This is a genomic window from Paenibacillus sp. FSL R5-192 (genome assembly GCF_000517845.1).
GTDB classification, from domain to species: domain Bacteria; phylum Bacillota; class Bacilli; order Paenibacillales; family Paenibacillaceae; genus Paenibacillus; species Paenibacillus amylolyticus.
The window spans coordinates 23,645-49,252 of record NZ_ASPR01000002.1 but is presented as its reverse complement, the minus strand read 5'-3'; the positions used below and the strand labels follow the sequence as shown (position 1 = coordinate 49,252).

The 25,608-nt window shown below is 47.6% G+C and carries 20 protein-coding genes; 14 read left to right on the top strand and 6 right to left on the bottom strand.

Annotated elements, in window-relative coordinates; genetic code table 11:
* Positions 1-45: 45 nt before the first annotated feature.
* The gene (locus C161_RS00365) at positions 46-834 is read right to left on the bottom strand and encodes an alpha/beta hydrolase (protein WP_036667726.1); all 789 of its coding nucleotides are present in this window, start codon (positions 832-834) and stop codon (positions 46-48) included.
* A 274-nt stretch (positions 835-1,108) separates the two neighbouring features.
* On the opposite strand from C161_RS00365, the gene C161_RS00360 reads away from it, so the two are divergent.
* From C161_RS00360 to C161_RS00345, 4 genes are all read left to right on the top strand, one after another.
* Positions 1,109-1,732, top strand: a complete 624-nt coding sequence (locus tag C161_RS00360; RefSeq protein ID WP_036612427.1) for a YhbD family protein — start codon at positions 1,109-1,111, stop codon at positions 1,730-1,732.
* 14 nt (positions 1,733-1,746) lie between these two features.
* Positions 1,747-2,475, top strand: coding sequence for a polymer-forming cytoskeletal protein (locus tag C161_RS00355; RefSeq protein WP_036667725.1), 729 nt, complete (start codon positions 1,747-1,749; stop codon positions 2,473-2,475).
* Positions 2,476-2,509: 34 nt separating this feature from the next.
* On the top strand, positions 2,510-3,193 hold the full coding sequence (locus C161_RS00350) for a hypothetical protein (RefSeq protein WP_036667724.1): 684 nt from the start codon (positions 2,510-2,512) through the stop codon (positions 3,191-3,193).
* 72 nt (positions 3,194-3,265) lie between these two features.
* On the top strand, positions 3,266-4,819 hold the full coding sequence (locus tag C161_RS00345) for an MDR family MFS transporter (protein ID WP_036667723.1): 1,554 nt from the start codon (positions 3,266-3,268) through the stop codon (positions 4,817-4,819).
* A 231-nt stretch (positions 4,820-5,050) separates the two neighbouring features.
* Here the strand turns inward: C161_RS00345 and C161_RS00340 are convergent, their stop codons facing one another.
* On the bottom strand, positions 5,051-6,484 hold the full coding sequence (locus C161_RS00340) for a VanW family protein (RefSeq protein ID WP_036667722.1): 1,434 nt from the start codon (positions 6,482-6,484) through the stop codon (positions 5,051-5,053).
* Between the two features lie 254 nt (positions 6,485-6,738).
* Between C161_RS00340 and ftsE the strand changes: the two genes are divergently transcribed.
* The 5 genes from ftsE to C161_RS00315 all read left to right on the top strand — a co-directional run bounded on the left by ftsE (position 6,739) and on the right by C161_RS00315 (position 12,801).
* A complete protein-coding gene (gene ftsE / locus C161_RS00335; RefSeq protein WP_024631580.1) occupies positions 6,739-7,425 on the top strand; it encodes a cell division ATP-binding protein FtsE in 687 nt (228 codons plus the stop codon).
* Positions 7,415-8,332 carry a permease-like cell division protein FtsX gene (gene ftsX / locus C161_RS00330; protein ID WP_036667721.1) on the top strand — a complete coding sequence of 306 codons (918 nt, stop codon included), beginning with the start codon at positions 7,415-7,417 and terminating at the stop codon, positions 8,330-8,332. The genes ftsE and ftsX overlap by 11 nt, the downstream gene beginning before the upstream one ends.
* Before the next feature lie 187 nt (positions 8,333-8,519).
* The gene (locus tag C161_RS00325; protein WP_036612408.1) at positions 8,520-9,800 is read left to right on the top strand and encodes a murein hydrolase activator EnvC family protein; all 1,281 of its coding nucleotides are present in this window, start codon (positions 8,520-8,522) and stop codon (positions 9,798-9,800) included.
* Between the two features lie 135 nt (positions 9,801-9,935).
* Positions 9,936-11,408 (top strand): S41 family peptidase, encoded by a 1,473-nt coding sequence (locus C161_RS00320; protein ID WP_036612405.1) that lies wholly within the window; start codon positions 9,936-9,938, stop codon positions 11,406-11,408.
* Positions 11,409-11,472: 64 nt separating this feature from the next.
* On the top strand, positions 11,473-12,801 hold the full coding sequence (locus C161_RS00315) for a PDZ domain-containing protein (protein ID WP_036667720.1): 1,329 nt from the start codon (positions 11,473-11,475) through the stop codon (positions 12,799-12,801).
* 89 nt (positions 12,802-12,890) lie between these two features.
* Here the strand turns inward: C161_RS00315 and C161_RS00310 are convergent, their stop codons facing one another.
* Together C161_RS00310 and C161_RS00305 are read right to left on the bottom strand one after the other, a co-directional pair.
* Positions 12,891-13,580, bottom strand: a complete 690-nt coding sequence (locus C161_RS00310; RefSeq protein ID WP_051449513.1) for a response regulator transcription factor — start codon at positions 13,578-13,580, stop codon at positions 12,891-12,893.
* 20 nt (positions 13,581-13,600) lie between these two features.
* The gene (locus tag C161_RS00305; RefSeq protein ID WP_036667719.1) at positions 13,601-14,812 is read right to left on the bottom strand and encodes a sensor histidine kinase; all 1,212 of its coding nucleotides are present in this window, start codon (positions 14,810-14,812) and stop codon (positions 13,601-13,603) included.
* 210 nt (positions 14,813-15,022) lie between these two features.
* On the opposite strand from C161_RS00305, the gene C161_RS00300 reads away from it, so the two are divergent.
* Genes C161_RS00300 through C161_RS00290 form a run of 3 tightly spaced genes read left to right on the top strand, consistent with a single transcriptional unit; the run spans position 15,023 to position 18,338 of the window.
* Positions 15,023-15,958, top strand: a complete 936-nt coding sequence (locus C161_RS00300) for an ABC transporter ATP-binding protein (RefSeq protein WP_036667718.1) — start codon at positions 15,023-15,025, stop codon at positions 15,956-15,958.
* 12 nt (positions 15,959-15,970) lie between these two features.
* The gene (locus C161_RS00295) at positions 15,971-17,167 is read left to right on the top strand and encodes an ABC transporter permease (RefSeq protein WP_036667717.1); all 1,197 of its coding nucleotides are present in this window, start codon (positions 15,971-15,973) and stop codon (positions 17,165-17,167) included.
* Entirely contained in the window at positions 17,160-18,338 is a 1,179-nt protein-coding gene (locus tag C161_RS00290; protein ID WP_036667716.1) for an ABC transporter permease, read from the top strand. The genes C161_RS00295 and C161_RS00290 overlap by 8 nt, the downstream gene beginning before the upstream one ends.
* A 100-nt stretch (positions 18,339-18,438) precedes the next feature.
* Here C161_RS00290 and C161_RS00285 read toward each other — a convergent pair whose 3' ends face one another.
* Positions 18,439-19,281 (bottom strand): flagellar motor protein MotB, encoded by an 843-nt coding sequence (locus tag C161_RS00285; RefSeq protein ID WP_036667715.1) that lies wholly within the window; start codon positions 19,279-19,281, stop codon positions 18,439-18,441.
* Entirely contained in the window at positions 19,265-20,062 is a 798-nt protein-coding gene (locus C161_RS00280) for a flagellar motor protein (protein WP_036612388.1), read from the bottom strand. Before C161_RS00280 ends, C161_RS00285 begins: the two co-directional genes overlap by 17 nt.
* A gap of 169 nt (positions 20,063-20,231) precedes the next feature.
* Between C161_RS00280 and uvrB the strand changes: the two genes are divergently transcribed.
* Both uvrB and uvrA read left to right on the top strand, forming a co-directional pair.
* Positions 20,232-22,223 carry an excinuclease ABC subunit UvrB gene (gene uvrB / locus C161_RS00275; RefSeq protein ID WP_036612386.1) on the top strand — a complete coding sequence of 664 codons (1,992 nt, stop codon included), beginning with the start codon at positions 20,232-20,234 and terminating at the stop codon, positions 22,221-22,223.
* A 506-nt stretch (positions 22,224-22,729) separates the two neighbouring features.
* Positions 22,730-25,588 (top strand): excinuclease ABC subunit UvrA, encoded by a 2,859-nt coding sequence (uvrA, locus tag C161_RS00270; RefSeq protein WP_036667714.1) that lies wholly within the window; start codon positions 22,730-22,732, stop codon positions 25,586-25,588.
* The last annotated feature ends 20 nt before the right edge of the window (positions 25,589-25,608 follow it).

Here is a 25,608-nt window from a genome sequence, read left to right as displayed (position 1 = left end):
GAGTACCAGTTTAGTTACTCGTGGTAGCTCCATTGCAATTCTCCACTAATCGCGCTTTTGTAAAGGCAACCATCTCAATACATCCTGGATTTTAGCATCCCAGTAGCCCCACTCATGTTCACCAGGCCCTTCCTCGTATGTCAGTTCGAAGTTCGTCTGTTCACAGGCTTGACGGAAGGTTTGATTATCCTCATACAGGAAGTCTTCCGTTCCGCAGCATTGGTAGAGCAAAGGTCGAGGACTTTCGCTAGATTGATTTTCTTTTAACAGATGGATCAGATCGTTCTCTGTACCTGCCACCTCGGGTCCGAAAATCCGCTGTAACTCCGTCTGTTGCAATGCTGAGGATGCGTTTCTATCCATATGTGCAGACATATCGAGTGCTCCAGACAAACTGGCAGCAGCCGCATATTGATCTGGTTTGCGAAGGGCCAGCTTGAACGCCCCGTAGCCACCCATGGATAATCCGGCAACGAAATTGTCCTCTCGTTGATGTGACAGTGGGAAGAAAGAACGAGCAAGTGCCGGGAGTTCTTCACTGATAAAGCTCCAATAACGTCCGCCTTCTACCATATCTGTATAGAAGCTGCGGTGAACCTGTGGCATAACAACGGCGATCCCGAGGTTGGCCACATAACGTTCGATGGAAGTCCGGCGCAGCCAGATGGAATCATCATCAGACAGACCGTGCAGCAGGTACAGGGTTGGGTGCAGTCCTTTGCCAGTCACATTCTCCATACCGATCTGATTGTGGGTTTGTTGCGGCAGAATGACATGCATGCTGGTGCTAAGCCCGAGCGTATCCGAGTAAAAATCACATTTAATAAGTGCCATGAGTATAAGAAACCCCTTTCATAAGTTCGTTAACCACGTGTTCTGACATGAGACGATGGGATGGAAATCGGATGCCTGAGCCTCCAAAGTGTTTATATGTAACAGGTTATACGCATTACGCTTCCATTGCAATAACAAGATCTACAGTAGAAAACAAAGAATTTCACACCAGTGGTTAAAGTGGAAATCTGTAATCTGATCATCGATTTTTCAATGTGGTTTACAACGTAACAATGTTATGTTACACTCATTTCAATAAAAAGGGGGACCATATATGACGGATGATTTGATCTCTAAGAAAGAATTGTTGGACCTGACAGGAATCTCATACGGCCAGTTATACCGTTGGAAGCGGAAAAATCTCATTCCGGAAGAATGGTTCATTCGGAAGTCGTCCTACACCGGACAAGAGACCTTTTTTCCCAAACAACAGATTTTACTGCGCATTGACAAGATTCTCAATATGAAAGACGGATTATCGCTGGATGAGCTGGCAGACGTGTTCTCACCTACGTTGGGTGAAGTAGAGATGTCTGCACAGCAACTATTAGAGCGAAACATTGTTTCACAGATATCGCTGGATCTGTTAAAAGAAGCAGGTCGAGAACAACCGCTGTATGCTTTGGAGCAGATTATGATGCTCTACGTCCTTGATAAGCTGTTAATGAGCGGAGATATTACTCGGCAAGAGGGTGCGTTGCTGATCGAAGTGATGTCCGAACATTATTATCGTTTTACAGGCAAACCCAGCGAACTCGTGCTTATTCGTAAGATGGGTGTTCCTTCATTCATGCTGGTAACAGCAGGAACGGAGTTTTATTTTGACAATGGTGTGAAAGTGGTTCTTAGGCAGCCGATGGGAACATTTATGGAAGAATTAAAACTCAAATTGGGATAAGGAGAGGATCATCTATGGAAGAACGAAATAAGCGGAATGATCTGAATGTGGCGGGCATAAGTCAAACGGCAGGCGGGAATTTTCACCGTGTATCTATTGATGGCATGGCTAAGGTGAACGGCAACCTGGACTGCACCTCTATGGAAGTGAATGGAACATTGAAGATGCACGGCGCTTTGACCTCCGAGAGTGTAGCGATTAACGGCATGTGTACGTTGAATGGACCTCTGACCAGTTCTCGTGTCCGGGTGGATGGCATGACGACGATTAACGGAGATCTCCATAGCCCTGAACTTGAAGTGAACGGAAAGTGTACCGTACGTGGAAGAGTAGATGGGGAACGAATTGATATTGGCGGTGTAATCGATATTGAAGGGGATGTCCAATGTGAGTCCCTGAATGTACGGGGCAATATTAAGATCAGCGGCTTACTGAATGCGGGAACAGTGGAGATCAGGCTGCATACATCTTCTTCGGCTAAAGAGATTGGCGGAGAGCGTATCGATATTCGTCGCAAGGAACAACAGAATGGCTTTTGGAAAAGTATTGGTCTGGGCGGGACCCCTTCATTTAAGACATCCTTAATTGAGGGTGATGAGATTGTGCTGGAAGATACCGAAGCTGACATTGTTCGGGGGAGTAACATTTTTATCGGTCGCGGCTGTAACATCAGACTGGTTGAGTATTCAGGTGAACTTGAGGTAGATCAGGATGCCAAGGTGGGCAGCAGTCAGCGAATTTAAAGTTTGGATATGGAGAGAAAGGGATGGGATCGACATGAATAACAATCCTGGGCGTTCATTGGACAAAAAAATGGATATCAGCATCGTTGGTGATGGCAGTTCTTCTGGTGGCGTGTACGGCAAGATCAAGGTTGTAGGGGACGCGTCCTTTAACGACAATCTATCTTGTGATCGATTCAAATGTACGGGTACATCGGTCATATACGGATCGCTTGAATCCACAGATATTAAAATTACCGGAACCCTGACTCTAAAAGAGCGAGAGACCAGCAACGATGGTGAGGATGGAATCCAGGCATCTGGCCTGCATACCAAAGCTGAGCATATAAAAGTGGTAGGTGAACTTCATCTGTCAGGGGATTGTCAGGCGGAAAATATCAAGCTGAACGGGCGTTTGACGATAGCGGGAATGCTCAGCGCTGAACACATGACGCTCAGAATCATGGGTCCATCCGAGGTCAAGGAAATGGGTGGTTCCATCATCTCGGTGAAGAGTGGCCGGTTGAATGACTTGTTTACGGGGAATAAATCAATTCTCAAGGCACAGATTATCGAAGGTGATGACATTGAATTAGAGAATACGGAGGCCGAGATTGTCCGTGGCGATAAAATAAAAATTGGTCCTGGCTGCCGGATTGGTACAGTGGAATACCGTTCATCTCTGCAAATTCATCCGCAATCGGAAGTTTTGCTGCAAAGCAATCGGTCCTTGGACTGATTAACGCAGACTTCTTTTCGGATATACTAATGCAGTCATATGAATAGAGCGTGAATGGAGAGATTGAGTACAATGGCTGCACGTAAAAACAGTATTGGATTGGTGCTGGCAGGGTTACTGCTCAGCATACTAATGGCTTCGATGGATAATACCATCGTGGCAACAGCTATGGGGGATATTGTCGGGAAGCTGGGTGGGCTCGACAAGTTCGTCTGGGTTACCTCCGCGTACATGGTGGCTGAGATGGCAGGGATGCCGATCTTCGGTAAGTTATCCGATATGTATGGACGGAAGAAGTTTTTTGTATTTGGTATTATTGTGTTTATGCTTGGCTCAGCGCTGTGCGGAACGGCAACGTCTATTGTGGAATTGACGATGTACAGAGCGATTCAAGGTATTGGCGCGGGGGCCCTGGTACCGATTGCCTTTACGATCATGTTTGATGTCGTTGCACCAGAATCTCGTGGTAAATTGGGTGGATTGTTTGGAGCCGTCTTTGGCCTCTCCAGCGTATTCGGACCTCTGCTCGGTGCTTACATTACCCAGTATGCGACATGGGAATGGGTATTCTATATCAACCTGCCGCTAGGCTTGATTGCATTTGTGTTTATTGCGTTCTTCTATAAAGAATCCCATCAGCATCAATCCCAACAGATCGACTGGCTGGGTGCTGTAACACTGATCGGTGCTGTTGTGTGCCTGATCTTTGGTCTGGAACTGGGTGGCAAAACATTTGCCTGGGATTCGTGGCAGATTCTTGGCTTGTTTGCCGGATTTATAGCATTAGCCCTGCTCTTCCTTTTTGCAGAGACAAAAGCCAAAGAACCAATCATCTCCTTCAGCATGTTCCGCAACCGGGTCTACTGGTCCAGTAACGTTATTGGTATGTTCAGTGGTGCGGCGTTCATTACAGCATCCGTGTACATTCCGATCTTCATACAGGGGGTACTTGGTGGTAAAGCGACCAACTCCGGTCTTGTGCTGCTACCCATGATGCTTGGGTCCGTTGTGACGGCGTCCTTGGGCGGGGTGCTGATGACCAAAATCAAGTATCGTAATATCATGATCCCTACGTTAGCTTTACTTGTCATTGGACTTGGATTGCTGACCACACTGGATGAGAATTCTTCCCTTTGGACGATACGTATCTACATGGTGATGGTTGGTCTGGGTGTCGGTGCGTCGTTCTCTGTACTTAGCAATGCAGCCATGAACGCATTTGAACCGCAAAGGCGCGGAGCAGCAAGCTCCACACTTAACTTTTTGCGGTCCCTCGGCATGACGATGGGCATTACGATCTTTGGTATCGTACAGAGCCAGGTATTTACGCGTAAAATGAACGATGCTCTCGCTGGTTCAGCTGCGGAAGCAGGCGGTGCTTCAGCGGGTGGCGTGCCGCAGGGAGTGGACCTGACCGATCCGCATGCGTTACTCTCACCAGAACTCAGACAGGCGATTCCGCCTCAGGTGCTGGATACCATCACACATGCCTTGTCTTCTTCCATCGTGCAGTTATTTGCCTGGGCTGTCATTCCGGCTGCACTCGCGTTGGTCGCTTCCTTCTTCATGGGAAGAGAGAAGATGGTTGTAGGCGAAGAGCAAGGCGAATACACCGGCGGTCACTAAACCGTAATGCAGTAAACCGTAAGTTACGGTAGTAAAGCTAATCTCAGCTTGGTAAAACTCGAATAACTTTTCTTGAAAATGTAGAGACACACTTCTCGCTTATCCCCAAAAGGGACGTGAAGTGTGTCTTTTTGTTTTCGTGTGATCAGCTTATGTTTATCCATGAATTACGGCAGGACCTTGTTTGTACCATTCCGTGATCTGTAAGTTGTCGGTTGCTTTGAAAAAAAATTAAGGCTGTTTCGTATCGCTAATCCCGTCCTCGACCACAGAAGGCCCTTGTGGGTCAGGCAGGCTGCTATGACCGGAGCGGGCAATCAGGCGATTCTGAGCTTTGTACGTGTCCCTTGTAATCGTTTTGGATTCGACCACTTTACCGTCCAGCCTCTTGGTTCTTACCGTCTCCACAATATATCCAGGCTGTCCGTCTTGCAGCACCTGCTGTGCACCATCAGGCAGTACCGTACTGGACACATACTTTACCGGAACACTTAATGTTTCAATGGTGCGAGATTCAAGTGCATAGCTGACATTCTCGGGGAAGGTGCCGAAAAATTTCACCATCAATTGGTGATTCTTCACCTCTGCATGAATGAGTAAGGATTTTCCAGTATTATTCTTGAAGCGAAAATTGATGGCTCCCGAGGCAAAGGTGGCATCCAGTCCTTTGGGCAAATATTTGACCGGCAGGGAATGGTTGCGGCGCTCAATAATATCAAGACCCGTCAACAGCGCTGCATTATACACCGTACTGGATACCTGGCAGATTCCCCCGCCAATTCCGGGGGTGAGTCTTCCATTAACAATGACCGGGGCCTCACGAAACCCATACTCCTTTTCAGCTTGACGGACGACCTTCTCATAATCAAATGTGGCATCTGGTGGCAAGATCATGCCGTTAATCGCTTCCGCTGCTGCACTGACATTATGTATCCGGCCTTCACTACTATTGCCCAGACCCGTGGAGAACTGGATGATCTTTCGGTCAATGCCTTCCTGGCGCAGCGAATCAAGAGTTACTTCGGGTTTCAGCGTATACAGTGGTACCTGGATCAGCAATGGGGCGGGTTTCTCATCCCGGTTCAGTACACTGAAATCCCTGTGCAGCTTCGTCTGAATGATACTTGTGAGTGTATCCCAATCAATGCGGCGGACGCCCTTTTCCGGGATATACTGGACTTTGTCACTTGTGGTAATGCGGCGAACAGCGTCCGCAGGTGTACCAAAGGTTTCTTTTTCCCAGGCAGGGCTGAGATGTCCTTGGAGTGGTCTTGAGTTATAGGTCATATCGAGAGAGAACTCTTTCGGAAAATGATAACGTGCATAAGCGCGTTCCCACAGGTTACCTTCCTCCAGCTGCTGTATTGCGGACTCCAAGCTGTTAACGTTGTAACTCACCCCCACCTGAGCTGCGGTATACGACATCGTCTGGGGGTTGGGTTCAGTCACTTCAAAGGTGACAGGCCAGTCCTCCAGCTTTTGGATCTGTTCATCCAATTCATGCAATACGTTCTTACGATTCTTCCCCTCCACCAGCATCTCGCCAACATGAACGTTTTTGGGCAGGGCAGGTTGATTCACGTACATGTACAACAATCCATAAGACGCGGAGCCGATCAAGAGGATGGAGAATAGAACAATGACCGTCAAATGTATTTTTTTCATAACCGTACGCTCCTTTATACTTCGGTTGTTCCCGACTTTGTAACACTTTCTATATATATGATCCAATGCAGGAAAACTTTCGGGTACTCAATAGGTAACAAATTTGTTACAATAAACTTCATATGAATCCATGCTTCACCATTGAAACAGGAACGAAGTGGATTTTTTCCTGATGAAATTCAGGTCTTTTTAAAGGAAATGCCGGGATTGTGTCGAAATGATAATGGCTAACTATGCGAGCAGGAAGTGATGATGTGATAGAAATGCAGGACGTGTGGAAGACCTACGCCAATGGGACCCACGCATTACAAGGGGTGTCGGTGAAGATCGACCGCAATGAATTTGTTTATATCGTCGGTCCGTCCGGCGCAGGTAAATCGACATTTATGAAATTGATGTACAGAGAAGAAGTTCCGACCAAAGGACAAATATCCATTAACGGATTTAATATTGGTAAGTTAAAGCCAAGAAAGATTCCTTATGTGCGTCGTAACATCGGCGTTGTGTTCCAGGATTTTCGTCTGTTGCCACGGATGACAGCATTTGAGAATGTGGCATTTGCGATGGAAGTTATTGAAGCGCCGAAGCGTCATATCAAAAAACGGGTGATGGAAGTGCTCGACTTGGTGGGACTGCGGAGTAAGGCAAATCGTGAACCTTCACAGCTCTCGGGTGGAGAACAGCAGCGTATTGCTATTGCACGGGCTATCGTCAATAACCCGTCGGTTATTATCGCGGATGAACCTACAGGTAACCTCGATCCGGAGACGTCGTGGGGCATTATGCAACTGCTGGATGAGATAAATTTCCGGGGAACAACCATTGTTATGGCGACCCACAACAAAGATATCGTGAATACGATGCGTAAACGGGTAATCGCGATTGAACGTGGACAGATTGTACGGGATCAGATGAGAGGGGAATACGGTTATGAATTTTAGTACTCTCTTGCGCCATCTGCGGGAGGGATTCAAAAACGTATTCCGCAACGGCTGGATGTCCGTGGCCTCCATCATGTCCATCATTGTGTCGTTATTTATTCTTGGTGTGTTTATGTTGCTGGTGCTCAATGTGAACTCCATGGCGAATCAGGTTGATAGCCAAGTGGAGATCAGCACGTTCCTCGAACTGAATGTGGACGAGAACCTGCGTAACACACTGGAGAAAGAAATCAGCGCGATGCCTGAAGTAAGTGAGATTCGTTTTGTTTCCAAGGAAGAAGGACTCAAGGAGTTCCGTGAGCGTCTTGGAGAGAGTGCAGATAACGTGCTTAGCGGTTTCGATGTGGACAACAACCCACTGCCGGAGACCATTGAAGTTGAGGTCATTGAACCGGAAACCGTCACTTTTGTGGCGCAAAAAATCGAAGCTTTGAACGAAAAACACCCGGAGAAGCCGATCATGAAAGTGAATTACGGCAAGGAAACGGTGGAAGTGTTGTTCAAATTTACGAAGCTTGTTCGTAATATCGGATTTATTTTTGTCGGGGGACTGGGTCTCATGTCCATGTTCCTGATCTCGAATACGATTCGCGTAACGATTCTGGCACGTCGCCGGGAGATCGGAATTATGAAGCTGGTTGGCGCAACAAATACCTTTATTCGCTGGCCTTTCTTTATTGAAGGTGCACTCATTGGATTTATTGGCTCGGTCATTACGGTTGGTGTGTTGTTTGTTGGGTACAGCCAGTTGATGAAGACGATTGGTCAGGATGTCTTCATGCAGATGCTTAACTTGATTCCGCTCGGCGAAATCTGGGGGCTGTTTGGAACACTGTTGATCGGACTTGGTGTGCTGGTAGGTATTTTGGGAAGTACACTGTCCATTCGGAAATCACTCAACGTTTAATTTTGTTTTCAACGATCGAATTGCAGAATATGTCGAAAAGAATGGTAAAGCAGGTTCATTAATGGACGCTGTTTGACGATATGTAGGAAAGACGGAGTCTTTTAAGATTGAAGAAAGCAAAGAACATGCTGTTCACCACCTGTGCAGGTTGCTTTCTTGTGAAATCATAGGATGGGGGATCATCATTTTGAAAAAAACCGCTTCGCTGCTGGCCTTTACGTTATTGGCCAGTTTGACGCTTCAACCTTCTGACGGATATGCCAAGAGTAGCATCAGCGATATTGACCAACAGATTCAGCAACTGGAGAGCAAGGCGGCTTCTGCCAAGCAGGAGCAAAAAAAAGCGGCTTCCAACAAAAAGGAAGCACAGCATTACAAGAACAAAACCAACGCTTATCTGAAGGTTGTTATGGAACAGATCAATGTCGTTAGTGATGAACTGGCGAGTGTATCCTTGCAGATCGAGAACACGGAGGAAGATCTTCGTACAACGAAAAAAGATCTGCAAGCGGCAGAAGAACGCATTGTTGCAAGGGAAAAATTGTTGGAGTCACGCGTGCGCCTGATGTATACGGACGGTGCTGTATCCTATCTGGATGTATTGTTGTCCTCTACTAGCTTCACTGACTTCCTGACCCGTGCGGATTCACTCAAAACGATTGTGGATCAGGATCAGCATCTGCTGGATGAGCACAAAGCGGACAAGCAACTTGTCGTGGACAAAAAGGCAGAATTGGATGTGCAATATGCGGAAGCCAAGAGCCTGTATGCACAGAAGAAACAGCGTAAGTCCCAATTGAATGAAAAAGAAGCGGAAAAGCAAGTGCTTCTCGCTTCATATGATGCTAAAATTGAAGAGTCAGAAGAGCTGACACAAGAGCAGGAAGATGTATTAATGCAGATTGCCAGCAAACGTTCGGCACTTCTTCAAGAGAAAAATAAATTGCGTGAACAGCAGGCGGCTGCCGCAGCCAAAGCAAAAGCCGCAGCAGCGGCTCGGGCGAAAGCTGCAGCCAAGGCGCCTACTAGAGTGAGTTCGGATAGTAGCAGTGAGGTCACGTATTCATCCGGTAATGGTATCTTCTCAAGACCGGTATCTGGAGGACGTATTTCTTCTGGATTCGGCCCCCGTACCCATCCGATTACGGGCGTAGTGGGTAAAATGCATGCCGGTGTCGATTTTGCTGTTCCTCAGGGAACTTCGGTTCATGCTGCTTCTGGCGGAATCGTGATCATGGCTGAATGGTATAGCGGTTATGGTTATACGGTTATTGTGGACCACGGCGGTGGACTATGGACGTTATATGGTCACTTGCGCGAAGGTGGATTCAAAGTCAGCAAGGGAGATACAGTAAGCAAAGGGGATACCATTGCGGAGTCAGGAAATACAGGGAACTCTACTGGACCTCACTTGCACTTTGAAGTGAGAGACAACGGTACCGCTGTAAATCCGATGAACTATTTGTAATTATTGCTCCATCGTTCGAATGGAAAAAACATATTCCGTACAAGCTAGACATATACTAAGCTGGCATGTTTAGGGAATGGATTCTGGCAACAATGGAATCTGACACGCTTCAAAACTAAAGGCGGTGACGAACGGATGATGAAGAAAAGATCGGCGCTACTGCTTGTCATTGTGGGTCTCCTTGGCGGTAGTTTACTAACCCTGGTATTAATGACGTATCCGGGAATAGCGAGCCAGGCCACACCGGGCGAAGGTTTGCTGGCCAGTGTAACCGGTAATACACAGCAGAAGAACGATTTGAAGAAGATTGAAACCGCGATGGATTTGATCTCAAGCAACTATTATAAAGATGTGGATCAGACCAAATTGATTGACGGTGCGATCAACGGCATGATGGAATCCCTTGGTGATCCGTACTCCAACTATATGGGGCAGGAAACAGCTGCTCAGTTTGAAGAGTCGATCGAAGGTTCATTTACCGGTATTGGCGCAGAGGTATCCTCACAGGATGGAAACGTTGTTGTTGTTTCCCCGATCAAAGGATCACCTGCCGAGAAAGCGGGTATTCGTGCGAAAGACATGATTATGTCGGTAAACGGTGAATCCCTGCAAGGTTTGGAACTGAACAAGGCTGTTAACAAAATAAGAGGTCCAAAGGGCAGTGAAGCGAAGGTACAAGTCAAACGTGCTGGATCTTCAGAACTGATTGAATTTGTGATTGTACGGGATGACATTGATCTGGAGACCGTATATGCTCACATGGAGGATGGCGGAATTGGCGTTATTGCCATTACTCAATTCTCTTTGAATACAGGCGATCGCTTTAAGGAAGAGTTGGCGAAGCTTGAGAAGCAGAACATGAAAGGTCTGGTCATCGACGTACGGAATGACCCAGGCGGTGTATTGCAAGTTGTTATTGATATTGCTGAACAGTTTGTTCCTAAAGGCAAGGTTATTGTGCAAGTTGAAGACAAGAACGGCAAAAAGGAACAAAGCAAGTCCAATGGATCAGCTAAAGCTTACCCAGTCACAGTCCTGATGAACAAAGGCAGTGCGAGTGCGTCGGAGATTTTGGCCGGTGCATTACAACAGTCAGCAGGTGCTAAGTTGATTGGTGAAAACTCCTTTGGTAAAGGAACCGTCCAGACGAGTTATGACAAGCAGATGGGTGACGGCAGCTTGCTGAAGATCACCATTGCCAAGTGGCTCACTCCGAACGGAGACTGGATTCATGAAAAAGGAATCAAACCGGATATTGCGGTAGACCAGCCGGATTATTTCTCGGTGGCACCGATTAACAAAGAGAAGTTACCACTGAAATATGACAGCAATAGCTCGGATGTGAAAAGTGCGCAGACGATGCTGAGAGGACTCGATTTCAAACCGGATCGTGTGGATGGATACTACGACCAGAAGACGGAAGAAGCGGTCAAGGCATTCCAGAAGCAAAAAGGCATTCAGGCTACAGGCCAGATTGACGAGAAAACCGCTGAATCACTGGAAGCGGCTCTGATTGAACGTATTGCCAATCCTCAATATGATGCACAGCTGAAACGCGCGATCGAAAATGTCTCGAAGGATATTTCGTCCGCTGTGTCGAAGCCATAAAGAAGGCTGATTTTCAGCCTTCTTTTTTTCTGAACCGGCTGAAAGAGAGGGGTGACCGACCACAATGGAATGGGTATGGCCGTGGTTAACTACATTAGGGGAAGCTTTGTTGCAGTTGTTTATTCAGCCGTTTTATTATATTGCGGTGATCCTGATTGCGCTGATCTATCATCGTCAGTTACTGCAGGAGCGTAAATTGTTTCATGTCCGTTTGCAAAGCTCGATAACACAGACGATTCGTGCGGTGCTCGGAGGCATACTCATTGGTACCATCGTCTCGATTGTGTCCCTATTCCTCGGTGCACATCTTACACTGGGAAGCCTGATATGCATATGGGCTGCAACATTAATTCTATCCTTGTTCCGTATCCGGTATCTGTGCTTTGCTTATGCGGCCGGGTTACTGGGTGTGCTACAATTTGGTTTGAATGTGGCTTCAGGCTGGCAACCATCGGGTTGGATGGGCACTATCACGGAAACGCTACGTACCCTGGATATGCCTGCACTGCTTGTCCTGGCTGCCCTTCTACATATGGGTGAAGCCTTGTTGGTACGCATGCAGGGGGTATCGATGGCATCACCACTTCTCTTCGAGGGAAAACGGGGGAAACTGGTTGGGGGATATCAACTGCAGCAGTTCTGGGCCATTCCTCTACTGATTCTTGTTCCAGTCACAGGAGGTGGCGCGGAGCTGGCATGGAATCCACTGATGAATGCAGGTCATAGTTACATGCTGGTTGCGTTGCCGATTATGCTCGGATTTGGTGAGATAACGCAGAGTATGCTTCCGGGACAAAAGGTAAAGATCTCATCCAAGCGGTTGATGATATACGGGGCAACATTGCTTGTGTTCAGTTTGCTTGCTGCATGGTGGTCTCCACTCATGGTGGTTGCTGCGCTGATCGCTTTTATTGGACATGAATTTCTGGTATGGTACAGCGCGTTTGAAGAGCAAAACCGCAGTCCGGTATTTGTCCATCCGCAGCATGGGCTGAAGGTATTGGCTGTTATTCCGGAGAGCCCTGCAGCGGATTTGGGGATTGAAGCAGGTGAGACCTTGTACAAGGTGAATGGTAAGTTGGTTCATTCACCAGAAGAGTTGCATCGTGCTCTGCGGATGAACCCGGCTTTTTGCAAACTTGAGGTTCGCAATCACCAGGGTGAAAGCAAGTTCATGCAACGAGCGATCTATGAAGGGGAGCATCATCAGCTTGGGGTCATTATGGCACCGGACAATCACGAGGTTTGGGCGATTCGGTTACGTCCACTGACGTTGTTCCATATCATCAACCTCAAATTGTTTGCCCGTCTGAAAAAACCACAAAGGGACGAAGCTCCCTTGGCGTTACCGCCAGCCCCGGTGGCCAGTGATAAAGGGTCCGTGGAGATGTAACTAGCATACGTGATGAAGTATGTTGCATAAATCGAGCAATGAAAAAGGTATTTCCGAACGCCGTCGCAGGCAAGGGAAATACCTTTTTGTTATTTTTTTAACATAAAGATAGCGATTTGAGTCCGATCACGCAAGCTCAGCTTGCCGAGAATATCCGTGACGTAGTTTTTGACTGTGCCTTCACTGAGGAACAATTTGGCGGCAATTTCCTTATTGGACAACCCCTCCGATATGGCCTCGGCAACCGCCAGCTCCATACGTGTCAGTCCATAGGCGTCGATTGGATTCTGTGTCAGGGGAATTGCAGCGGGACGAAGAAGGCCTGCCAATTTGCGGGCAATATCCGGATGAATTAACATATCACCGTTATGTACGGTCTTGATGCCTTGAATGATCCGCTCGGGTGGAACATTTTTGAGCAAATAACCGCTTGCTCCATTCTGTAATGCCTGAATAATATACTCATCGTCGTCAAACGTAGTTAGCATGAGCACCTGGATTTCAGGAAAACGTGCCTTGATGCGTCTGGTACCTTCAACTCCGTCACATTCCGGCATCCGAATATCCATCAACACCACGTCCGCAGGCGTCCCTGCTTCAAGCAATGCCAACGCTTCCTGTCCATTTGAGGCTGTGCCTGTAACGCGAATGCCGGAGCCGAGTCCGAGAAGCACTTTCAGGCTCTCACGAATGAAGTAATCATCGTCTGCGAGAATCAGCCGAATAAGCGGAGAGTGGGCTGAATCATTCTTGTTGTTTACATCATTCCGTTCGGACATGAGAACATTCACTTCCTTTTTCAGAGTATATCCATCTGGTTCGTTAATGGAATGCGTGTAATCACTGTATACGGATAAGCGGATTGAATCTCCAGGACTCCTCCCACCATTTGTGTGCGCAGAAGCATGCCTTCCTGTCCTATGCCATTTCGCTTGGAAGAATGAGGATTGATTTTGCCATCATTACTCACACTCATACACACTTCTTGATCCCCAAATACCAACTCCACTGTGATCGAAGAAGCATTTCCGTGTCGCAGGGCATTGGTCAGGGCTTCTTTGGCATTTTTGAACAAAACGATTTGTATGCTGGGATACAGCACATGGGATGGGCCATGAACTTCATAATTTGTCTTCACGCCGGTATCTCTGCCCACTTCCTCTAGGAGACGATCCAGGGCGTAGGCTTCGGATGCATAGGAATTAGGTTGCAGTTTGTGTAGTGTGTTGCGCATATCATCCATACTATCGGCCAATTGATCGCGAATCTGTCTCACCATTTCCGTTCCTTGTTCCATATTCAGGGGAAGGGTCAGCAGGGCGGCTTCCGACATCATTTTGGTGCGGATCAGTCGATGCCCGATATCATCATGAAGCTGTCTGGAGATACGGGTACGTTCCTCTGCCTGAGCCACTCCTTCAAGTTGCTTTGTAAATAACAGCAGCTGCGCACGAGTTTCTTGTAGCTCGTAATGTTTGCTGCGAAGTTCGTCATAGACTTGTTCCAGTTGTCCGCGGCTGCTCGCCGTTCTTGATCCCTGCCAGGACAGAGCCGCTGTGATGAGCAGAAGTAGGTTGCCAAGAACCATCGCAGTTGTCTCTGGGGAGAGTAATGTAGTGGCGGTTGTATTTAGTGTGGTTAACCCTGGCTGCGGTGCCTGTGGGTCAGAATAATGCCAATGCAAAGCGAGATTGTTAGCGACAAGCTGAATCGCAAACATCAACCATCTCGTACTTCCCTCCAGTCTGTATATATACACGTAGAGCACGGATAGAGAGAGGAAAAACATAAACGGTCCATACGAAGCAATCAGCCAGCAGCTCCAGAGTATTTCGGCCAGAAGCAACAGCCACTGCTGTGTACTTGAACGGTTGAAATCTTTCCATACGGAGAGTCCAAGCGCGATGATGATATACAGGGTGTAGACGGCTTCGTTTTCCAGAGGCAGGATCAACAGGTACAGCACTGCTGGAACGATAATTAATCCGTATTGCAGAAACCGCATCGGCATATGGTTGTGACATCCTTTTTATAAAAGTGGAGTAGAAAATCTCTCGGTGATGCGCCCTTGATTATACCATAAGCAGCATTCGAATCAGGAGATGACTTAAGTCACCTTCGATTCATGACTTTTTGTACCTTCGCTACAGAGTGCGATCCGTTACAATACAAATATGAAATCCAGCGGCGGAAGCCGAAACGGAAAAGGGGCGTAAAAGGGATGGGTATACTTGAAGTGGATCATGTTGTGAAACGATACGGCAGCAAGCTGTCCGTGGATCATTTGAACCTTAGTGTTGGCAAAGGCGAGATTTTTGGATTGCTCGGTCCCAATGGAGCAGGAAAAAGTACGACCATCAGCATGATTGCAGGGCTCCTGAATATGGATCAGGGTGAAATTAGATTAGATGGCATATCGGTCAAGGAGCGACCGCTTGAAGTGAAACGCAAGATTGGACTGGTTCCGCAGGATCTGGCTTTATACGAAACCATGTCTGCTGCCGAGAATGTGACTTTTTTTGCCCGACTGTATGGACTGCGTGGGAAATTACTTAAGGAAAGAGTGCAGGAGTCCCTTGAATTTGTAGGGTTACAGGATAAAGCAAAGGATGCTCCCTCGACCTTCTCTGGTGGTATGAAACGCAGGTTAAACATCGCATGTGCGATTACACATCGCCCGGATCTCATTATTATGGATGAACCTACAGTTGGCATTGATCCGCAATCTCGGAATCATATTCTTGAATCGGTACGCACACTCAACAAGATGGGTTCAACGATCATATATACAAGTCATTACATGGAGGAAGTGGCGGCGATTAGTCACCGGGTTGCGATTATGGATCAGGGGCGAATTATTGCCTGTGGGACTGAAGCAGAGCTGAGAGAACGGGTAGCATCGGAGGAAAAAGTAGTGCTCTCCACTTCCGGTATCGGTCCCGACGTCGTAGAAGAACTGAAACTTCACCCCCGTGTGCGGATGGTAGACGTTTCAGAGAATACACTGACCATTACGCTGCCTTCGGCACAGCAGGATCTCCAGGATCTGCTCTTCATTTGCAGCAAACATGAAGTATCCATTCAGTCGCTCAAGGTCGAAGAGCCGGATCTGGAAACGTTGTTCCTCAATCTGACCGGGCGTACGCTTCGGGACTAGGGGGAACAAGAGATGAATATATGGCATATTTGCATCTTTGAATTAAGGCGTATTCTTAAGATTCGATCTGTAGTGTTAAACCTGTTCATTTTGCCGTTGTTACTGATTTTTATATTGGGCACGGCACTTTCCAGTACGATGGGTACGGCGGATGACGTTATTCCGGATACTGTACGTGTGGGAATCATCCATTTGAGCACTGAATCTGATGGAGGATCAAGTACGCTTAATCAAGCGCTGGATACATTTGTTAAATCCCCGGAAGTGGCTGAGATGGTCAAGGTGCAGAACTTTACGACTGAAGAAGAGGCCGTTCATTCGCTGCGTACCGGCAAGCTGGACTTTGCTGTAATGATTCCTTCGGATTTTGAGCAAAACGTGATGATGGGGAAAGAGGCGAGGTTACAGTGGATACGAGGAAAGGACAATACACTTAATACCTTGGGTGAAACTTTGTTCACACGTTTTACGGATGAATGGAACCGACAGATGGCGATTACCAAAGTGCTCGGTCCGGAAGTAATTGCTGCCATGGACTCTGCTTCGGAGTCTGGTGCGGCGAATTCAACCTCCATTGCTGTCACTAATCCCGGTAAGACAGGTACGGCGTATAGTGCCTCCCAATACTATGCAGCTTCCATGCTGGCGATGTTCATGTTGTACTCAGGCATGACAACCAGTACCAGCCTTTTTGGAGAGCGTGATAACAAAACGTTGATCCGCCTTCAGGCTGCGCCTATAGGCAATGGAGTTATTTTCGCTGGCAAAATTGCAGGTAATAGTCTACTCGCTTTCTTACAAGCAACGACGATCATCCTTATGACATATTGGCTCTACGGTGTAGATTGGGGATCGCATCCTTGGTATATTGTGCTGACTTGTGTATGTATCACATTGGCCTCCATGACTCTTGGCGTGATCGTCGCACTGGTATGCAAAAGCACAGCATCGGCCAGTGCAACCTTACAAGGTATCATCGTTGCCATGACATTCATCAGCGGTGGGTTCATGCCCATTCCGATTGATTTTGTACAACGGCTTAGCCAATTTACGGTTAACCACTGGGCGCTCCAAAGTTTTCTGAGAATGATGCTGGATGCACCTGTAGCTGAGATCCAGTATAACATTCTAATGTTAGGCGTAGTATGCGCTGTATTACTGCTCATCTCAGGATTGATCTATAGAAAGGCAGGATACCGATATGAATAGTCTACACATCGCCTGGTTGATGATTAGACGTACACTTGGCCGTAAAATGGGCTTCATTACGTTTCTGCTTCTGCCTTGCCTGGTGGTTACAGGAGCAGTTGCTCTTTTTGGAAGCGAGCAGATTACACGTACTGTTATTCCCTATGTGAATGAGGATGGAGGGGTGGCGGGGACATGGATGATTCATGAACTTGCTGACAAAGAGGAGTATCTGCTCAAGCCGATGACAAACGAAGCAGAAGTGAAGGAAGCTATCGCTCAGCAAAAAGGAAGTTCTGGCATTATCATTCCCGCACATTATACGGAGGATCTGTTACAAGGAAAGCCAACCGAAATTCAATTGGTGGAACTGCGTATAAGTGAAAGTTCCTATACCCTACGAGCAGCAGTTGAAGGTTTGACGAGCGGATTGTTACAATCTGCTTCAGCTGTTAAGGTGGCGGCAGGTCCTGTCTCAAGTGAGACTGATATACTATCGAGTATACAGAAGCCATTTGAACAGCTTTTACAGGAGATAGGAAAACATCAGGTTGCTGGTGAAGTCACCGATCTTCAGATCTATCCCAAGCCAGGCCTGAACAATGTGACTGGATTTACAATCATGTTTATGATGGGGCTGTTGACCAGTGCAGTGGCTGTGATAATGGAAGATCGCAGGAAACGTACGATGGCCAGAGTATATACGGCACCCGTCCGTGCATATGAGATTGCGCTTGGTAATTTCCTCGGCAGCTTTGTCATTGGCATGATACAGATTGTTATGGTTTTGGGAGTCAGCAGGTGGCTGCTGCATTATGATGCCGGTATTCCTTTTGGCATTCATTTCATCATCTTGGCTGCATTCATGCTGGTCTCCATAGGGATCGCAAGTACCGTGGCAGGATTAATCCGTAATCCCAAAAATGCCAATATGCTGAATTCACTTGTCATTATGCCAACCTGTATGATAGGTGGTTGTTTCTGGCCGATCTCGTTGATGCCGGATTATATGCAAAAGCTCGCCAACTTTGTTCCACAGAAATGGGCGATTCAGGCGGTGGAGACGATCTCTGCTGGTGGTACATTGTCGGATATCACATTGCCACTATTGATTTTGTTTGGCATGGCTGCCATTTTACTGACTGTTGGCTCTGCGATTCTACGCCCTAGCCAGCCAGGAGTAGAGGCATAAGGTAATACGACATAAAAGAAAGCACGCTCTGCTGAATTGAATTCAGTTAGAGCGTGCTTTCTTTGCATAAGGAATGATGCATTATGTGAGATATTGATGATTAAGGTTGGAGTTGACGCAGGACCGTTATTTCAACCCGACGGTTCTTTTGTCTTCCGGCTGCTGTGGTGTTGTCACCCGTTGGGCGAGTATCCGCATATCCGGCATACTGGAATCCGTCTGGGTTAAGCTTCTCTGTATCCAGAAAAAATCGTAATACAGACAGTGCACGTTCCCCGGAAAGCTGCCAGTTATCGGTATAGGCGGAGTTTGCTCCCACAGGAATATTATCGGTGTGACCCTCAATGCTGACAACGGTGTTCAGGTCGCGGAACAGGCTGGCAAGCTTACTGAGCGTTGGTGCTGCCCCATCCTTTAGAGCGGCCTGTCCCTGGTCAAAAAGGAAACGGTCACTTAGTGTAATAGAGAGGCCCTGTGGCTTGTCCGCAACAAAAATCTGATTTTCCAGTTTATTATCCTCGATATATTGGGTAATCACATTGAACAGATTTTGCAATTCCTGCTCCTGTGATCTGAACTGTTCTTCCCGTTCTGTGAGGGGCTTGTTGTCATCGTCAGGCGTTGCAGTCCCGGAATCGGAAGGATTTTCTTCACCTTTTGAAGGATCCTCACCCTGAACCTCGGATGGTGGAGTCTCTGTAATCGTTTGACCGGGTTTCTCGCCGAGTCCCTCACCAAGCTCAAGGATAGAGTCGGACGCATTAAATGTATTTTGTAACGATTGAGTAACGACGTCATATTTACCTGAATCCAGATTGCTCATGGCGTACATGATGACAAAAAAGATCAAAAGCAGCGTTATGAGATCGGCATAAGTAATCATCCAGCGATCCCGATGATCGATAGTTTCACGTTTTCCGCGCCGTTTACTGCGCCGACTCATCCAATCCCTCCTTTGCTAGGGGGCGTATATGCTGACGATGCGTAAGGGTGAAGGACTCCAGTCTTTTGCGTACAAGCTGGGGATTCTCACCGTTCTGAATGGCAAGTACACCTTCGAGAAGCATTTCCATGGTCTGCACTTCATCGGCACCTCTGGATTTGATCTTGGAGGCAATGGGCAAAAAGATAAGATTGGCACTGGCGACCCCATACAGGGTTGCGGTAAAGGCAACAGCAATGGCAGGTCCGAGTCCGGTTGGATCGGTCAAACTGCCAAGTACCTGAATAAGTCCCATCACGGTTCCGATGATCCCCATGGTTGGAGCGTACCCACCAGCGGATTCGAATATTTTGGCGTAACCCTCATGTTTTTGTTCAATGGAATCAATCTCCATCTCCAGGATCTGGCGAACCACATCCTGATCGGTACCATCAACAACCATCTGGATACCGTCTTGCAAAAATGGATGTGGATGATCCATAACCTTGCGTTCCAATGCAAGTACACCTGAGCGGCGTGCGATTGAAGACATCTCCACCAGTTCTTCAACCCACAAGCCTGAATCATTATTGTTACGTCCAAAAGCCATACGCAGGGCAGCTGGAATCGTACGAAGGCGATGCGCCGGGAAACTGGCAACCACAGCAGCAATCGTTCCACCGAATACAATTAAAGCAGCCGTTTTTTGCAGGAGACCAGACAATTGGCCGCCTTCCCACAAAAAACCGCTAATGACTGCGGCAATTCCGGCAATAATACCGATAAGTGTCGCAATATCCATAAATTAACCCACTCCTATCTTCATTTCACGTTTGCATCACTAAAACGAACGAGGTATAATTAAACGGGAACAAATATTCCTATTACTATAAGTTTTCCCATATGAAAATTCGGGGAACTTCTACAATATATAGTGACTATTATTTTAGACGATAGGGTGAGATACGGCAATGAGCGATATTATAATGAGCGACAAAACGTTCGAAATCGAATCAGAGTTTTCTCCCCAAGGTGATCAGCCTGCAGCCATTATAGAATTGGTGAAGGGTGTTCAGGAGGGGAAGAGGTACCAGACACTGCTGGGTGCAACGGGTACGGGTAAGACGTTTACGATAGCCCAGACGATAGCCCAACTGCAACGTCCGACGCTGATTATTGCACACAACAAAACGTTGGCAGCGCAGCTTGCAAGTGAGTTCAAAGATTTTTTTCCTAATAACATGGTTGAGTATTTCGTCAGTTATTACGATTATTTTCAGCCAGAAGCATATATCCCGTCCTCCGATACGTATATCGAGAAGGATTCAAGTATTAATGAAGAGATCGACAAACTGCGGCACGCAGCGACAAGTTCGTTGTTTGAGCGCAGGGACGTCATCATTGTAGCGAGTGTTTCCTGCATTTATGGTTTGGGTTCACCGCACTCGTATTCAAGCATGTTGCTCTCACTTCGGGTAGGCATGGAGAAACCGCGCAATCAGATTTTGTCTCGTCTGGTAGAGATCCAGTATCAGCGGAACGATATTAACTTTGTGCGGGGTACATTCCGTGTTCGTGGGGATGTTGTTGAGATTTTCCCTGCTTCCAAGGGTGAACATGCAATTCGGGTTGAATTGTTTGGTGATGAGATCGAGAAAATTACGGAGATTGATGTGTTAACCGGAGAACTGATTGGTGAACGTGAACATATTGCCATCTTCCCGGCGTCTCACTTCGTAACGCAAGAAGAGACAATGAAGGTTGCGCTGGTGAACATTGAGCGTGAACTGGAGGAGCGTCTTGAAGTGTTGCGTGAACAGGGAAAACTGCTGGAGGCTCAGCGACTGGAGCAGCGCACACGGTATGATATCGAGATGATGAAGGAAGTCGGATTCTGTTCGGGGATTGAGAACTATTCCGGTCCACTGACTTTCCGCGAACGCGGCGATACCCCGTATACATTGATGGATTACTTCCCGGATGACATGTTGATCGTGGTCGATGAGTCTCACGTGACTCTGCCACAGATCCGTGCGATGTACAATGGTGACCAGGCGCGGAAGACGGTATTGGTTGAACATGGTTTCCGTCTCCCGTCAGCGCTGGATAATCGTCCACTGAAATTCGATGAGTTCGAAGGTAAGATGGATCAGATCATCTATGTATCGGCCACACCAGGCCCGTATGAGATCGAGCATACCGATACGATGGTGCAACAGATTATCCGTCCAACCGGACTGCTTGATCCAATCATTGAACTGCGTCCAACAAAGGGGCAGATCGATGACTTGATTGGTGAGATTAACGACCGGATTGCCAAAGACGAGCGTGTGTTGATTACAACATTAACGAAGAAGATGTCGGAGGACCTGACGGATTATCTGAAGGAAGTTGGAATCAAAGTTCGTTATCTGCACTCCGAGATCAAAACGTTGGAACGGATGGCGATTTTACGTGATTTAAGGTTGGGCGTTTTCCATGTCCTGATCGGAATTAACTTGCTCCGGGAAGGTCTCGATCTGCCCGAAGTTTCCCTCGTCGCTATATTGGATGCCGATAAGGAAGGATTCCTGCGTTCCGAACGCTCACTGATCCAAACGATTGGTCGTGCGGCACGGAACAGCGAGGGTCGCGTTATTCTATACGGTGACAAAGTAACGGATTCGATGGATAAAGCGATAAAGGAAACAGAGCGTCGCCGCGCAATTCAGATCGAGTACAACGAGAAACATGGAATTACACCACAGACGATTCGCAAAAAAGTGCGTGATGTGATTGAGGCAACCAAAGTTGCCGAATCCAAGAAAGACTATCTTACAGGCGCAGCCGAGAAGATGTCGAAGAAAGATCGCCAGGCGCTTATTCAGCGCCTAGAGGTAGAGATGAAAGATGCAGCCAAAAACCTGCAGTTTGAGCGTGCTGCCGAGCTTCGCGATGCGTTGCTGGAACTTCGCGCTGAATAAGATACAGCTCATTCATATGCTCCGGTAAAGATGGATCTGTAACAAGAGAACGGCCAATTGGCCGTTCTCTTGTTGAGTAAGGAAATCGTTGATATCTACCGATAATAAGAGATGTTGAAATCTTGAATTCAGGTCTATACTGATAGAAATGTTGAAATTGGTTAAAAGGTTTATAGGAAAGCAATTGGGAGTCGAGAGTGCCCCAGTGTTGACCTCGGAGCCGAGCCAAAGGCAATGGCGACCCTGTCGCGACCAGGGCGAAGCCGAGAGCGTCACCTCGCAGTAGAGCGGCCACATAAGGTTCCGGCAATGAGCCGGAACCTTATGTGGAGCCGCGGGCACACGACAACCCTTCACATAGCAAGACCCGACCCCTCACCGTTGCACCGCTTGTTTCGGGTGTCCAGAGGGCTGCGCCCTCTGGGGCCCTCCCTTGGAAGGGAGGGTTTGGGAGGGATCGAAAAGCTTTAAAGGTTTGGATTAACACACTGAGAGGATGAATACTATTGGCGAGCGATAACATTGTCATTAAAGGCGCACGAGCGCATAACCTGAAAAATATCGACATTACCATCCCGCGTGACCGCTTTGTTGTATTGACCGGCCTGAGTGGCTCAGGCAAGTCCTCGCTGGCTTTTGACACCATCTATGCCGAAGGACAGCGGCGTTATGTAGAATCATTGTCAGCTTACGCACGGCAGTTTCTGGGACAGATGGAGAAACCGGATGTGGATTCCATCGAAGGATTATCTCCTGCCATTTCAATAGATCAGAAAACAACAAGCCGTAACCCGCGTTCCACAGTAGGAACCGTGACCGAAATTTATGATTACCTGCGTCTATTATTTGCACGTGTGGGTCATCCGCATTGCCCAGACCACGGCGTAGAGATCAGTTCCCAAACCGTAGAACAAATGGTTGACCGCATTATGCAATACCCGGAGCGTACCCGGCTACAAATATTGGCACCCATTATCTCTGGTCGTAAGGGTGAGCACAAAAGTGTATTTGCCGATGTGTCCAAGCAGGGCTTTGTCCGTGTACGGGTGAACGGGGAACTGCGTGACCTCTCAGAAGATATTCAATTGGAGAAAAATAAAAAGCATACGATTGAAGTGGTCGTTGACCGGATCGTTGTTAAGGATGATGTACAGGCGCGTCTGGCGGACTCCATTGAAACGGCACTTAATTTGTCCGGTGGACAACTCCTGGTGGACATTATGGGCGAAGAAGAGCTGCGCTTTAGTTCCAACTTTGCCTGCCCGGTGTGCGGATTCAGTATTGAAGAGCTGGCACCACGGATGTTCTCATTTAACAGCCCTTTCGGGGCTTGCCCGGATTGTGATGGGTTGGGTGTCAAAATGATTGTTGACCCTGATCTTCTCGTACCGGATCGGACTAAGACCATCGAAGATGGAGCTTTTGATGCTTGGACAGGTGGCACATCCACCTATTATCCTCAGTTCCTGAAGTCAGTATGTGAGCACTTCAACATTCCGCAAAATGTACCTGTCGAAGATCTGCCAGCTGAGCAGATGAACAAGTTGTTACAGGGTACAGGTACGGAGAAAATCCGTTTCCGGTATGAGAATGATTTTGGACAACGGAAGGAAGCACTGGTTACCTTTGAAGGTATTGTGAATAATCTGGAGCGTCGTTACCGGGATACAGCATCTGAAGGCATCCGTGAGTTTATTGAGGGTTACATGAGTGCGAAGCCTTGTGGTACATGTAAAGGTCAGCGTCTGAAACGGGAAAGTCTCGCAGTTACGATTAATGATCACAACATGGCGTATGTGACTAGTTTGTCCATTGGTGAAGCTGGCCGATTCTTCGATTCATTGGAATTGTCGGAGAAAGAGCAGACGATTGCCAAGCTTATTCTGAAAGAAATCAACAGTCGTCTCGGCTTCCTGGTGAATGTTGGTCTGGATTATCTTACACTGAGTCGTGCTGCCGGAACATTGTCCGGTGGGGAAGCTCAGCGAATCAGACTGGCCACACAGATTGGTTCCAGCCTGATGGGTGTGCTGTATATTCTCGATGAGCCAAGTATTGGCTTGCATCAACGGGATAATGACCGTCTGATTTCAACCCTTGCGCATATGCGGGATATTGGTAACACATTGATCGTGGTTGAACATGATGAGGACACGATGATGGCTGCCGACTATATTATTGATATTGGCCCGGGTGCAGGTATCCACGGAGGTACCATTATGTCACAGGGTACACCGGAGGAGATCATGAACGATGAGAACTCATTAACCGGTCAATATCTGAGTGGTCGCAAATTCATTCCTATTCGTGCAGAACGTAGAAGTGTAGGAGACCGCTGGCTGGAAGTACGCGGAGCCAAAGAAAATAACCTGAAGAATCTGAATGTGAAGATTCCTGTAGGTGTATTTACTGCGGTAACGGGTGTGTCTGGCTCAGGTAAATCCACATTGATCAATGAGATCCTCTACAAAACGCTGGCACGTGATCTGAACCGTGCTCGGGTGCGCCCGGGTCAACATAAAGAGATTCGTGGTCTGGAGCATATCGATAAAGTTATCGATATTGACCAGTCACCAATCGGGCGGACACCACGTTCCAACCCGGCTACGTATACAGGTGTCTTTGATGATATCCGGGATCTGTTTGCTCAGACGAACGAAGCCAAGGTACGTGGATACAAGAAAGGCCGATTCAGCTTTAATATCAAAGGTGGACGTTGTGAAGCCTGCCGTGGAGACGGTATTATCAAAATCGAGATGCACTTCTTGCCGGACGTTTATGTCCCTTGTGAAGTCTGCAAAGGCAAACGATACAACCGGGAAACACTTGAAGTGAAATATAAAAACAGAAATATTTCCGATGTGCTGGAAATGACGGTTGAAGATGCAACCCAATTCTTCGAGAACATTCCGAAGATCCATCGCAAAATGCAGACGCTGATGGATGTGGGATTGGGTTATATCAATCTGGGACAACCTGCAACCACATTGTCTGGTGGTGAAGCCCAGCGTGTGAAGCTCGCTTCCGAGCTGTATCGCCGCAGTACAGGGAAAACCATCTACATCCTCGATGAGCCGACTACCGGTTTGCATGTCGATGATATCGACCGTTTGCTGAACGTATTACACCGTCTGGTTGATTCCGGGGAATCAGTGCTGGTGATTGAGCATAACCTGGATGTGATCAAAACGGCAGACTATGTTGTTGATCTGGGTCCAGAAGGTGGTAGCGGTGGAGGTACCATTGTTGCAACTGGAACACCTGAGGATATCATCAAAGTGGAAGCTTCCTATACTGGCAAGTACTTGAAACCGGTTCTGGAGCGGGATACCGAGCGGAGCAAGGCACTGCAATTAGTAGACTAAGGTCTTCTAACCAGTAGTTA